The sequence below is a fragment of the Neochlamydia sp. EPS4 genome, from assembly GCF_000813665.1.
Classification (GTDB): Bacteria; Chlamydiota; Chlamydiia; order Chlamydiales; family Parachlamydiaceae; genus Neochlamydia.
The window spans coordinates 15,472-28,076 of the sequence record NZ_JSDQ01000029.1; the positions used below are offsets into that span (position 1 = coordinate 15,472).

Sequence of the window (12,605 nt, forward strand, 5' to 3'; positions counted from 1 at the left end):
ATTACCTATCAACAATAAACCATGCTTATAAAGAGTAGGTATGCTAGCAAATGCCAATTTATTAAAATTTTCTTTTTGGGTATGGCCCTATTTTGCCATGCTCGTCATAGGCTTAACGTTCCCCTCCGACGGTAACCATGGAATGATGACCCCTAAAAGTGGGTTGTTTCTTGGGTGTTTTTGTCTAATGATTTTTTATAGCTTTTTTAGAGTGCGTTTGACAATGCATCAACTTCGCCTCATCTGTTTTGCTTGCATTTCCTTAAGTTTTTTGTTGATTTGGATGTTTATTGGCCATTGGCAAAAAAATGAATGGTTAAATAGCGGCTTCGATCAATTTAAAATTTTCTCCATCACTATTGCTACTGTCATCATGACTTTAAATCTGGTGCACGAAGATTTAACGACTAAGGAAAAAATTTTAAAAGTGATTATCTACTCTAATTTTGCCTACTCGACAATTAAAGTGACAGTAGTCGTTCTCCACCTTTTGAAAATTATAGACATGTTTCATTTATTAGACCTTTTAGGGGTTCGTTATATGAGCATGGCCATGCTTCAAGGTAACTTATCCCGCTTGCAAACCTCAGTAGATATTATCACGCCTTTTTTACTGCTTTTCGTATTACAAGGTAATCGATTAAACTTAGGATTAAGCAAAAACTTTAAATGGCTATTTCTGCTAATTACTTTGCCTGCAATTTTTCTTAGTTTCTCACGTTTCCTCTACGGGGTGGTGGGAATAAGTATAATCTTATATGCCTTTACCTTAAACTTTAAAGGATTTTTCAGAATGGCGATTTTAACTACGCTAGTCGCTATTTTAGGGTTAAGTTGGATAGGAATAGAAAAAGTACAAATTCTTATTTATGAGCGCTTTTTTAGCCATGATAACCAGATGTCTGATCAAGTGCGCGTAGATCAGATTAATGCCTTAATGGAAGAGCTTGATATTTATCCTTTATTAGGGAAAGGTCTTGGAGGATATGTGGAAAAGTTAGTAAGGGGGGGAGATTTGCACCACTCTTATGAGGTTCAATGGATTGCTTTTCTCATGCAATTTGGAATCTTAGGCTTTATTATTTTAATGATCCCGGTAGCTATCATAGCTTACAAGTTATTTGCGCCACCCTTTAATCGATTAAAGCTGGCTTTTTTAGGTCTTTTTGGCGTATGGCTTCTCTCTGGGTTTACCAATCCTTTTCTTATTTCCTTAACAAGTGGTATTGTTTACTCCATGTTTCTATTGGTAAGCGATATATTAAAAACGCTCTCTCAGCAAGAGAGGGTCCTTGTGAGCTTGTATGATGAGTAAAGTAAAAAAATTGGGTAGGATTTGTACCACCTACTTAGGTGTCTCAGCGAGATATTTATTACGTGGCTTTAAAAAAAGATGCTTTTTTTCTTATTTACTCTCTTATTTTAAGCAGCATTTTTTATATCTAGAGAAATTTACTAAACATTTAGAGGAAAATATAGAGCTTGAGGATAACCAATCCTTTAAATGGAATAGATTAAAAGAAACTGTTCAAGGATTACATGCTCTTCTACCAGACAATAATAGATTTTATTACTCTATCTTAATTGATGCGACTCAATGCTCTAGAAAATATCTTAAGCAAACACTTAGGACGGCTTTAGATATAACAGCTCCCTATAAAGAAATTTTATTAGCTATTTCCAAAGAGTCGGACAAAGAAATAAAAAAATTACTCAATCATTTTATTCCTAACGAATTGGCAAGCTTAAAAGTATTTGATTTTGAAAAAAATCTTTCTCAAAGTGAGGTAATAAATGCTTTAGCTAGCTTCTCTCAGGGCAATTACTTGTTTATCTTGCCGGTAGGAGATTGGATGAGGCCTGATCTATTCTATCGCTATGAACAAACTCTTAATTTTATGGGTGAAAAAGATTTTACTGTATTATTCTGTGATGAATATCAAATCAATCATCACTGTATGCCCCTTCCAAAAACTCGTACTCTTAAGCCACAACGGCCTTGTTTTCCCTATGTATTCAACGATGATTTAGGACATACTTTGCTTATTCCCAAAAATCTTTGGAAAAAAATTGGAGGATTGCTTAAAGACAGTGAAGGAATACACACTTTTGATTTACCTTTAAGATTAGAAGCAGCCGGGGCTTTATTTCATAAAGTGCCTTTGCCTCTTTATGCGATTAGAGAAGAAAATAAAATTAAGCAAGAGACTCGTTATTCAACTTTGCCAGCGCTAAGAAATATTCTTAAATCTTTCGAAAATTATTCAAAAAGTAAAAAATTAAACTGGCAGTGGACGCCAGGCTATTCCAAATCAAGTGTAAGGGCGATCCCTCAGCTCCGTAGTATTCCTGAAGTGCATGTAATTATGCTTTATAAAGATCATTTCCGTCTCACCTTATCTGCTGTCAATCATATCATGAAGCAAAAAAATGTCCGCGTGAAAATGACTGCCATCGATAATAATAGCCAAGACTTTTCTATAGCAGAAAAATTGAGGGAATTAGGGGTAGAAGTTATTCGAGTAGAGGAGCCCTTTAATTATTCACGTTTAAATAATAGGGCGGTTAGGGAAACTAAAATAGCTAAAGATATAGAAAATATCCTTTTTCTTAACAATGATGTAGACTTAGATGCTGACGGTTTAATAGAGATGTGCCGCTGGATCGAACAGCCTGGAATTGGACTAGTCGGTTGCCGCTTAAATTACCCTAATGGCTTATTGCAGCATGGAGGCGTGATCATTGAATCCTCAGGAGCCGCTTTTATGAAATCTTGGCACCATGAAGAGAGGCTAGAAAAATTTCACCACCTTAGGAAAACTAATTTTTTGAAAGTATCAGCAGCTGTTACAGCTGCTTGCTGCATGATTAAAAAGAAGACCTTCCTTGAAGTAAATGGATTTGACGAAGTATGGTTCCCTATAGCTTTTAGTGACACTGCTTTAGCAGTTAAAGTGCGTGCAAAAGGGCTGCACTGTCTATATACTCCCTTTGCAGTAGGAGTTCATCATGAGAGCATTTCTCGTAAAAAAGTCAATATAGAGGACTATGAAACTTTGTCCTGGGTGCATCGTCGATTTGTTCAGAAATTATGGGAGAATGAAAAAATCCACTTCGAAGATCTTGAAAAGACAGAATATTAGAGGGATTATTAAAAATAAAAATGAGCGAAGATGTTATTTAACTCTTACCTTTTCATCTTTATCTATCTTCCTATAGTGGTAGCAATATTTTTTGTTTGCTGCTATTTTCACCTTAAGAAAGGTGCTCAGCTGTTTTTGCTAATCAGTTCTTTAATCTTTTATGCTTACTGGGATGTGCGGTTTGTTCCTTTATTATGTGCATCCATTCTTTTTAATTATATAGCAGGCAATCAGATATATAATGCTTCTACAAGCCAAGTAAAAAAGCTTTATCTACTATTAAGCTTAACATTCAATCTGGCTCTTTTACTGTATTTTAAATATCTTAATTTTTTTATTAGCAGTGCTAACTATTTTTTATCTTCTGAGATAAAATTATTAGATATCATTCTACCCCTAGGAATCTCTTTTTTTACATTTACTCAAATAGCCTATCTTGTAGATGTTTATCAAGCGAGGGCCGTTCCAGGAGGGTGGTGCTCTTACAGTCTATTTGTAACAGTTTTTCCTCATTTAATCGCAGGCCCGGTATTGCACCATAAAGAAATGATTACGCAATTTGACAACCCTGCCAACTATCAATGGTCTAGTTACAATTTTGCCCAAGGAACATTTTTATTCGTCATAGGATTAGCCAAAAAAGTCCTCATTGCTGATGCCATGTATGGATATGTCACCCCGGTTTTTGATCAAAATCAAACTCTAATCCCTTTTTTACAAGCTTGGATAGGGGCCTTAGCTTATTCTATAGAGCTTTATTTTGATTTCTCTGGCTATTCAGATATGGCTGTTGGGCTAGGGCTCTACTTTAATATTCAACTACCGCTTAATTTTAACTCTCCTTATCAAGCCACCTCAATAATTGATTTCTGGCGGCGCTGGCATATCTCGCTCTCTAACTTTTTAAGAGATTATTTATACATACCTTTAGGAGGGAATAGATATGGGGAGACCCGCAAATTAGCTAATTTGTTGCTTACTATGCTCCTTGGTGGAGCCTGGCACGGGGCTAATTGGACCTTTGTGGTGTGGGGGCTCTGCCATGGTTTTTTTCTTATGATTAATCATTTATGGCGTAAGCTTAATATTAAGTTATCACCTCTTCTAGGACAGAGTTTTACTTTTTTCTGCGTGGTAGTGGCTTTTGTTATCTTCCGCTCTCCTGATTTACATAGAGCTTGGATGATATTAAAGGGATTGTTTGGTTATAATGGAGTAATCCTTCCTGAAAAATATGAATATAGCTTAGCCTTTTTGAAAGCTTATGGAGTGACTTTTGAAAGGCTTCATTTTTCCAATGTACGCCTCTACGATTTGCTAAAAATTTTGGCTTGCCTGTTAGCTACCTTATTACTTCCCAATAGCATGTGGTGGAAAGAACGTTTTATTAAATATCCTATTTTATCAGGTTTAAGCTTGAGTGCGATCTTTATTATTTGCCTGATAGATTTGGATGCCGTTACTGAATTTCTTTATTATCAATTCTAGTATGCCTGATAAAAACCATCATCTCTTTCTTACTGCTTTTTTCGTTGCTACCCTAATTGCTCTTATATTTATTGTCTCTTTTAATTATTTAATAGATCCTTTTGATTACTTTAAGCCTCCTATAATTGTTGGATTGAATGATAAAAAATTAGAGAGCACACAGGAAAGATTTGATAAGGCAGCTAAGATTATAGTTAAAAAGCCGACAGCTATTATGTTAGGATCCTCGCGTGTACGTGCAGGTTTTCCATTAACCTATTATAATCAATTAGCTGGAGGGCAAGCTTATAAGGCAGCTTTTTCCGGAGCTCGCTTTGACGAAATCTTTGGCTACTTTGAACATGCTTTGTATAACCAACCTGATCTGAAAGCAGTTTTTCTTAGTTTAGACTTTTTTGCATTTGCAAGCCAGCTTGAGCCTGTAGCAGAATATAGGGAAGATCGATTGAGAAGGGCTTCTCTCTCTTTTTCCGACTGGGCCCAGTGCTTATTGTCACAACAAACTATTAAATTTAGTTGGTCTACTTTTAAACACAATATAAATCCTAAAAAGCTAGAAGAGGTGGCTGGCTATTATGTTAAGATTGATGAAAATGATTTTATCCTTCTTAATCCAATAATTGTCAAAAACCCTGTGCAATTTTTGAAAGAAGAGAAAAGGTTAATCTTCAATAATTATGAAATTGATGATAAAAAAGTGGCTATGTTTAGAAAGCTTGTGCAGAGGTGTCAGGAAAACAATATTGATTTGAAAGTAGTCTTTAGTCCAGCCCATGTTTACTATTGGGAAGCGCTTTATCAATGTAATTGTTGGAAAGCTTTAGAAAATTTGAAACGCCAGCTAAGTGCCATTTACCCTATCTACGATTTCTCCGGCTTCTGCGCTTTTAATCAAGAAGATTTATCAATAGGTAACTCTAATAGACGTTTTTTCGAGGTCTCTCACTTTACCCCTTTGTATGGACAGATTATACTGGATCGTGTGTATGGGAAAGAAAATGGCTGCCATGAGCAAGAGGCTGGTTTTTTATTAAATCCGCAAACAGTTGAATTATATCTAACAAAAATACGTAAGCAAAGAGATGACTGGATAGAAAAAAATTTTGACTTGGCTATTTGGCTGCAAAATCAACTGAATATTTAGGAGAGGGCGGCTTTAATCGTTTAAAGAAACTCTAGCTAGAGTGTCTAAAAAGGGAATTGCCTTTCCGAAAGCTCTCTCTCCTTAAAGAGAGGGTATGATGAGGTAAATGATGACGTAAGAAGTGGCTCAAAGAGCGTATTATAAAGCAGCAGCTCAAGAGGTTTTGTCCTCGCCATGACTCTTTTTAGATCCTTTTTCTATCCAACCTACCTCACATCTTTTATAGCCTCTTTCTCTATTTATTTAATGCTCTTTTAAGAAATTATATAAACTTTTTTTATATACTATGTTTTATTGGCGTAAAAAGTTTCGATGGGCTTTTTCCCAGGAATAAAATACTTTTGTTTGGGTCTCCATATCGTAACGTACTTGGATGCTAATATAAGGGTAAGGATGGCGATTATCAAAATTACGCCCCTCCTTTTTTTTGAAAAGCTTTACAAACACTTCTTTATTCATCCAGGGCAGCGTAGAGACATTCGTATCTTGCTTTTCATAACGGCTAAACTCTTGAAAATCTTTTAATCCTTTATATTTGGGTGTTTCCAAATAATAGTGATGAATAAGCTTAATAATTTCTTCCGGTTTGTTTTCCCATCCTTGGATATAAAAAGAGACCTCTGCGCCGATCATATGCTTAGATGACTGGTTTTCTATAGAATCATCTACATAGATATTATGCTGAGGGCAGCGATGGCCCGAGGTAATGACAATCTTTTTACCTGATTTATGCTGAAGGTAATTAAGCAAATTAATTAGAATAGGGTAGACAAATTCCTTATCATTATGCAAAGGCAAACTATGACGTTCCGCTCCTCCACAGTCGAAAAAACGTAAGGTCTCTTGCTTGCGTTGAACGACATGCGGAGGATTAAGGCTACTGCCTTTACAACGAAAATATTCTTTAGTAATAGAATGAAAAGAGTTGTTTTCCCAGGAATATAGAATTGGAGCTGATTGAGTAGCAGGCTCGGGCTTAAAAAGATATTCGTTGTGGCGGCGATAGATATATTCTCCTATAGCATTTTGTAGGCGTGCACGTTCACTTTCTGCTTCTTCAGAGAAAAAACAGCCGCTAAGAAAAAAGGGTAGAAGGAATGTTAAAACAACAGAAAAGCATTTCATATGAATAAATTAACTAAAATTGGAATTATTAGCTTATGCATTGGATAGATGATTATCAACTGTTTCTTTTCGATTTCGATGGTTTATTAGTTAATACCGAAGAAATTCATTTTAAAGCCTATCAGTACATGTGTAAGAAATATGGTTTTAATCTTGACTGGAGCTTTGCACGCTATTGCCAAGCTGCTCATTATCATGCGGAGGGCTTAAAGGAAGAAATTTATCGCGAGCTGCCCGCCCTTTATGAAGTAGAGCCTAACTGGGATGTTCTGTATGCATGTAAAAGAGAAAAAGTGATTGAACTTTTACACCAGGATATTCAACTTATGCCGGGGGTGCAGGAACTGCTAGAGGCTTTAGACAAAGCTAATATCAAGCGTTGTGTGGTTACTCATTCTCCGCAGGCGCTTGTGGATACTGTTCGCTGTCAGCTTCCTATCCTCAATACCATCCCTTATTGGTTTACCCGCGAATTTTACACTCACCCTAAACCTCATCCAGAAAGCTACCTTACTGCTATCAAACAACTTGCCGATTACCACGATAATATTATTGGCTTTGAAGATACTCCAAGAGGTATTAAAGCTCTCTTGCAAACTTCTGCTCACCCGGTGCTCGTTTCAAAAGCTGCTTATGATAACCTCCCTTCAAATGTGATTCGTGTCGTCGACTTTAACGTCTTAAATAATTCGCAAAAGCTAGAAAGTCTAGGGCCCTAGCTTAATACTTTTGCATGCTCGCATTTTTTACTGGTATCTACCTTTTCTCTTAAAAATATTTAATAAATTCTTTGCTTCTATCGAACGGCCAGCTATTAATCACCTTGCTTTTAATAAAAATATTAGTTTTTCCCAATTAATCATTCTAGTCCCCTATCCGCGCATTCCTTTAATGGCGCTAGCAAGCTATCTAAAGTTTCATCTTCTTGCCATTTACCTAGCCACCGATGAGTAGCAGATCTTGATCCCCAATTCGGTCCTCTAGGAAGATCCACCAACGTGACCCTGTAATCAAAATCCAGAATAATCTGTCACAGATTTTTCTGCAGGGAGTATGAGGCTTTCTCTTTAAATTTTTCGAAGGGCTTTGCTGCAAAAGCGGTTGTAAGATTCTCCATTGAGTATCTGTAAGTCCTTCAAAACTTCCTGGCATATGTCTTTTCCTTCTTAAAAAAAGAACACCTCACACATTTAAATCTTTTACTATTAATATGATAGCTTCATGATTTGAATAAAGTTTTAAAAACTATATTTTTCTTTAATATAATCCAGCTCTTCAAGCAGATGCTATAGCAAATAAAAGGAAAAGTTAATATTCATGAACCTTGATAAACATCAAAAGATATTTATCCAAGCTTTAGTTTTTTTCTACAATCTCCTAATTAGCATTGTCCTCTTTTTTAGGACACCTAGGCGATTGTAATTACATACTTTTGAGCAGCTCTTTATGCAAGCATGAGCTTAATGATAAGCTTTTAAAAATAATAAGTTAGTATGTAAAAACGCCTATTTTTTTATATCGTGAAAGTTAACCTTATTTTAACAATTATTTTTTTATACAAATAGTTGCTTTAAATATTTAACTATTTATTTATTTTCTCTGGTATATTTTCTTTAGGTTTTCATTCAAAGGCGTTTTTAGACTTTTTCTATTTTTCTTTTTTTTCATCTAATTATTTTTTAAATATAAATTGTTAATAAGTAATAAAATGTAACTTATTTTATAAAGTTTATTTTGTTGTTTAAAACAATTGTTTTTAATTATATATTGTTAATAATATATAATTAAAAATTAGTTAAAATATATAAGAATTCTTATTAATGATCGTTAAGTTAGAAGAAAGGAGAAAGTAATGATACCTTTACGAAAAACATTATTAAGTGGCGTAGGGCAGCATAATGCTCTGTCCCATACTTGTAAGGCTATAACTAAAAGTACTTTAGAAGTTCACCATATCATGTTGCGCACAAGTATTCTTTATTCTCGATCTTACTCTACGGGTCTCTCACTCCCCACAGCAGCTCGTCGTCATACCATCCAAGAGATTGGTAAGGAGAGGTCTAGTTGCGATTCTAAGGTGCAATGGGCTGCTCATTTTCACCAGTCTACAAAAAGCTCCCGCCAACCGACGCAGAGCGTAAAAGAAAGGTTACCTGTTGTCATTGCCATAAAAAAAGCTTTAAAAATTCATGGGGCTTGTATTGTACATGGTGCACCGGGAACCGGTAAATCTGAGCAAATTCGCTTAGCGGTTAAAGACCCTACAACATTTGATCTAAAAAAGAGGTTTCTTACTTCCTATTTCGAATTGCATGAAAGCACGGGCCAAGAGCAAGAACATCTATGGCGCGAGGGTTATTATGAGCTAAAAGGCCATGAATTAAAATGGTTGCAGGATAATTATGAAAGTATCAAAAAAGGCCTATTAGAATCTTCTTCTGATACTATTCTTTTAGATGAATTTGACCTCGTTAACACTGCTTCCTTAGAAGGAGAAGCCTTAGAAATAGCCGAGCTAATAGCAAATTTAGCACAAGAATTACAGAAAGAAGGAAAAAAAGTGGTTTTAGTCTTGCATGAGCAAGGATTAGGTTCTCCCTCTTTTCTTGAAAGTCTTAATGAAAAAGGAATAATTAAGGGGCCAGGTGCCATGGTTCAGACAGATTTTATATCTGCAGAAGACCAAGAAGCTATTTTAGAGCTAATGAAGCTTTCAACAGAAGAAAAATTAAAGGCTTTAAGATATGTACAAGGAGCGCCAGGAGCTTATGTTAAGTTTTTACAAAGGTTAGAACAAGGAGAGCCAGTAGAACAGAAGTATAAAGATTTTCTCATAGAAGCTCACTCAACTATAATAGATAATTTAGCAGTCATGGAGAAAATCTATCCTGAAATTTACACAACATTGCTAGCTATTTCCTCATCTTCTCTTCAGCAAAGGATCCGAGAATTAAATGAAATACCTGCTGATAAAAAACAAGAGCTATTGAAAACTAGAATGGTAGGAAATGTAGATGGTAAGCTGGTCTTACCCTTCCTAGTCTGCGATGTGCTACAAGATCAAACCATCAGAAAGGATGTGGGGGTCCTTCAGCTGAATAGGAAGATCTTAAAACTTCTAGAGGAAGAACAGCTAACTGATAAGGTTGCTCAAAACTTACGTATGGCTGCCCATCATGCGGATAAATATGCAGGGAGCCATTCTTTAATTTTATTGGAAGGCGTACAAGGGGTGATCCCGAATAAAGCTTCATTGATAAGGGAAGCTTGGAAGGAGCGAAAAGAAATAATTGCCCGCAAGATAAATGTAGAAAAAGACTATCAGACTGAAAGAAGTTCTTCAGCCCATCTATCCTGGATAAATGATGCTTCCACGATTACAGAATTGCACAACAGCGCTTTGGAAGTAAAAAGCGAGTTTTTAGCAATGGTAGCAGCTACTTGCCAGGAAAGTGGTGTTCACTCTTTTCATGGAGACGCAAACCAATTTCTTATCAAAAACCAAGAAAGTATGAATAGGAAAGCTAGCCTATGGGTAGGCAATGGGGCAGATTTTTTAGGGGCGCTAAAGAAGTTGAATGACACCATACGTACTACCTTTATTGCCAACAATATAGATGAGATGCGCCAAGCTATTCATATATTTGCCAAAGAATCTCGAAAAAGAGGATATGAAATAGTCTTTTCTAATAAGTTTAAAGAAGATTATTCCAGTGGCTATGTGGGTATTCATGCAAAGGTTTACTTAAAAACACCGCATACTGGAAAAAGAATTATGGGAGAAGTTCAGTTCCATTTTCTTCAAGTTCATGATGGCACAAATGAATCCATTAAAGAGATGTCCCATCGCTTCTTAGAGCAGGTCATGCGTAAGTTAGAAGATAATGCTTCACGTGAGAAAATTTTAGAAAGTACTGGCTTATCTAATCCAAGGAGCGTAATTAAAATGTGTGAGCAGGTACAATTAAATTTATTTGGAGCAGGAATAGATCAAATAAAAATAGGATAAAGGAGATTAGCTATGGATTGGCGTTATTATGTTACCCCGGCATTTATTGCACGTACTACCGAAGGAACAGTAGAAATCCGTCGACTTGATACGGACCAATGGGAAGACAAGTCATTCAATCAAGATATTTTCCATCTAATTGAACAAGATGGCTATAGTGTTCTAGAGGCAGAAGCATTAACTATCCATGAAAAATATAAGACTCTTCTCAATTATTAAAAAAATTACTTCTTTTTTAAGAGATTAAGAAAGAGATGCGAGGGGATTGTGGTGGGTTGAGAATAAATTGTCAAGCTACGACAAGCTAAGGCAGGAGGTGTAGGGGAAATACTAAAAGAATCTTCTTGGATAGAACGAATTAAATGACTGTTAGTAACAGGAATCCATCCGTCGGGAGTTTGCTCCTCGTAACCTCCTTGCGGGTGGGACCGAAAAAGCCTTCCTGTAGGGTGCCGGTAAAGAGGCATGGCGGTAGGAGTAGAATAAATAGTCATATATCTTTCTTTTGTAATATTTAGCTTAATTTAACTTCGTTGCTCTGTCTTTCTTTAGATAAGCAAAAAAACTAAGTTAATAGTTTAATAAAAATTTAAATCATTTGCAGCATGTGGAAAAAGCTAGTTGACCTTCTATAAATCTTAAAAGTAAAAGCTACTTTATGTCAAATTTTATGAGTAGTAGTTCAGGGTTAACGCATTTAATTTTACTTGATAAGTAAAAATATTTTCCTCACAACTTTTCCTTTAATACAGGAGAAGCCATGTCAGAGGATGACACCGTCATTATGGGATTTTTAAAAATTGTCCCCGACCCAAGAATAGAACGATGCAAAAAATACAGCTTAGAATCCATTTTATTTATAGCTCTAACAGGGATGCTCTGTGGGGCAGATAGCTTTATAGAAATTGTAGATGTAGCGGACGCTAATTTAGAATGGTTAAAAAAATATGTAGATCTACCTTATGGAATCCCCGCTCATGATACAGTTTGTAGAGTTTTTTCATTAATAGATAAAAATAAATTTTGCGAATGTTTTTCTGCATGGAGTCAATCACTGCAAAAACATTCATCTAGCGACATTATTGCAATAGATGGAAAAAGTCTTTGTGGAGCATATGGAGAAAGTTTAAAGGGCATGGCCCATATGCTACATGCATGGAGTATAGAAAATGGTCTTTGCATTGCTCAGCAAGCCGTAAGGGATAAATCGAATGAGATAACAGCTTTAAAGCCGTTGTTAGAAATGTTGGATTTAAAAGGATGCATAGTTACTACGGATGCCATTCATTCCCATAAAAAAACAGCGACTTTAATTTCAGAAAGAGGTGGAGACTATGCTTTACCAATAAAAGATAATGAAAAGGATTTTAAAGAAGAAATTGAAATCTTATTTACAGATGCCTTTAAAAAAGAGTTTAAAGGCTGTGATGCTGACCATTTTAAAACATTAGAAAAAGAACATGGTCGTATAGAAGAGCGCAATTATTGGGTTTTAGATGCAGCAGATTTACCTAAATCAAAAGAATGGTCTAACTTAAAATCTGTGGGTCTATGTCAGAGGGAGAGAACTCTAAAAGGAAAAGTGACGATAGAACAAGTATATTATGCAATGAGTTTTGAAGTTGATGCAAAGAGGTTTGCCAGAGTGGCTAGAGATCATTGGCAAGTAGAGAATAATTTGCACTGGATTTTGGAT

12 protein-coding genes are annotated in these 12,605 nt (G+C 35.7%); 9 read left to right on the plus strand and 3 right to left on the minus strand.

Annotated features, from left to right (window positions below):
- Positions 1–40: 40 nt before the first annotated feature.
- From DB42_RS02475 to DB42_RS02490, 4 genes are read left to right on the plus strand one after another with little or no spacing between them, the layout of a single operon-like run.
- Positions 41–1,315 carry a hypothetical protein gene (locus DB42_RS02475; protein WP_044881586.1) on the plus strand — a complete coding sequence of 425 codons (1,275 nt, stop codon included), beginning with the start codon at positions 41–43 and terminating at the stop codon, positions 1,313–1,315.
- Complete coding sequence (locus DB42_RS02480; protein WP_155117390.1) at positions 1,305–3,143, plus strand: glycosyltransferase; 1,839 nt, start codon at positions 1,305–1,307, stop codon at positions 3,141–3,143. Before DB42_RS02475 ends, DB42_RS02480 begins: the two co-directional genes overlap by 11 nt.
- Positions 3,144–3,173: 30 nt before the next feature.
- Positions 3,174–4,631 (plus strand): MBOAT family protein, encoded by a 1,458-nt coding sequence (locus tag DB42_RS02485; protein WP_039386394.1) that lies wholly within the window; start codon positions 3,174–3,176, stop codon positions 4,629–4,631.
- Entirely contained in the window at positions 4,597–5,775 is a 1,179-nt protein-coding gene (locus DB42_RS02490; RefSeq protein WP_155117391.1) for a hypothetical protein, read from the plus strand. The genes DB42_RS02485 and DB42_RS02490 overlap by 35 nt, the downstream gene beginning before the upstream one ends.
- Before the next feature lie 291 nt (positions 5,776–6,066).
- Here DB42_RS02490 and DB42_RS02495 read toward each other — a convergent pair whose 3' ends face one another.
- Positions 6,067–6,900 (minus strand): D-Ala-D-Ala carboxypeptidase family metallohydrolase, encoded by an 834-nt coding sequence (locus DB42_RS02495; protein ID WP_044881589.1) that lies wholly within the window; start codon positions 6,898–6,900, stop codon positions 6,067–6,069.
- Between the two features lie 35 nt (positions 6,901–6,935).
- On the opposite strand from DB42_RS02495, the gene DB42_RS02500 reads away from it, so the two are divergent.
- Together DB42_RS02500 and DB42_RS02505 are read left to right on the plus strand one after the other, a co-directional pair.
- Complete coding sequence (locus DB42_RS02500; protein WP_052435924.1) at positions 6,936–7,619, plus strand: HAD family phosphatase; 684 nt, start codon at positions 6,936–6,938, stop codon at positions 7,617–7,619.
- 10 nt (positions 7,620–7,629) lie between these two features.
- Positions 7,630–7,854 (plus strand): hypothetical protein, encoded by a 225-nt coding sequence (locus DB42_RS02505; protein WP_044881590.1) that lies wholly within the window; start codon positions 7,630–7,632, stop codon positions 7,852–7,854.
- On the opposite strand, the gene DB42_RS11815 is transcribed toward DB42_RS02505, so the two are convergent.
- A complete protein-coding gene (locus DB42_RS11815; protein WP_044881591.1) occupies positions 7,837–8,052 on the minus strand; it encodes a transposase in 216 nt (71 codons plus the stop codon). The genes DB42_RS02505 and DB42_RS11815 overlap by 18 nt on opposite strands.
- A gap of 700 nt (positions 8,053–8,752) precedes the next feature.
- On the opposite strand from DB42_RS11815, the gene DB42_RS02515 reads away from it, so the two are divergent.
- Both DB42_RS02515 and DB42_RS02520 read left to right on the plus strand, forming a co-directional pair.
- Positions 8,753–10,909, plus strand: a complete 2,157-nt coding sequence (locus DB42_RS02515) for a hypothetical protein (RefSeq protein WP_044881592.1) — start codon at positions 8,753–8,755, stop codon at positions 10,907–10,909.
- Between the two features lie 12 nt (positions 10,910–10,921).
- Positions 10,922–11,128 (plus strand): hypothetical protein, encoded by a 207-nt coding sequence (locus tag DB42_RS02520; protein WP_044881593.1) that lies wholly within the window; start codon positions 10,922–10,924, stop codon positions 11,126–11,128.
- A 5-nt stretch (positions 11,129–11,133) separates the two neighbouring features.
- Here the strand turns inward: DB42_RS02520 and DB42_RS02525 are convergent, their stop codons facing one another.
- A complete protein-coding gene (locus DB42_RS02525) occupies positions 11,134–11,403 on the minus strand; it encodes a hypothetical protein (protein WP_044881594.1) in 270 nt (89 codons plus the stop codon).
- Between the two features lie 266 nt (positions 11,404–11,669).
- Between DB42_RS02525 and DB42_RS02530 the strand changes: the two genes are divergently transcribed.
- On the plus strand, positions 11,670–12,605 hold a 936-nt coding region (locus DB42_RS02530), incomplete at its 3' end, for an ISAs1 family transposase (protein ID WP_044881595.1).

What these genes read in the sequence shown, in the direction of transcription:
- DB42_RS02475 (WP_044881586.1), top strand. Translation starts at nt 41, where the DNA reads ATGCTAGCAAATGCCAATTTATTAAAATTTTCTTTTTGGGTATGGCCC.
- DB42_RS02480 (WP_155117390.1), top strand. Translation starts at nt 1,305, where the DNA reads ATGATGAGTAAAGTAAAAAAATTGGGTAGGATTTGTACCACCTACTTA.
- DB42_RS02485 (WP_039386394.1), top strand. Translation starts at nt 3,174, where the DNA reads ATGTTATTTAACTCTTACCTTTTCATCTTTATCTATCTTCCTATAGTG.
- DB42_RS02490 (WP_155117391.1), top strand. Translation starts at nt 4,597, where the DNA reads ATGCCGTTACTGAATTTCTTTATTATCAATTCTAGTATGCCTGATAAA.
- DB42_RS02495 (WP_044881589.1), bottom strand. Translation starts at nt 6,900, where the DNA reads ATGAAATGCTTTTCTGTTGTTTTAACATTCCTTCTACCCTTTTTTCTT.
- DB42_RS02500 (WP_052435924.1), top strand. Translation starts at nt 6,936, where the DNA reads ATGCATTGGATAGATGATTATCAACTGTTTCTTTTCGATTTCGATGGT.
- DB42_RS11815 (WP_044881591.1), bottom strand. Translation starts at nt 8,052, where the DNA reads ATGCCAGGAAGTTTTGAAGGACTTACAGATACTCAATGGAGAATCTTA.
- DB42_RS02515 (WP_044881592.1), top strand. Translation starts at nt 8,753, where the DNA reads ATGATACCTTTACGAAAAACATTATTAAGTGGCGTAGGGCAGCATAAT.
- DB42_RS02520 (WP_044881593.1), top strand. Translation starts at nt 10,922, where the DNA reads ATGGATTGGCGTTATTATGTTACCCCGGCATTTATTGCACGTACTACC.
- DB42_RS02525 (WP_044881594.1), bottom strand. Translation starts at nt 11,403, where the DNA reads ATGACTATTTATTCTACTCCTACCGCCATGCCTCTTTACCGGCACCCT.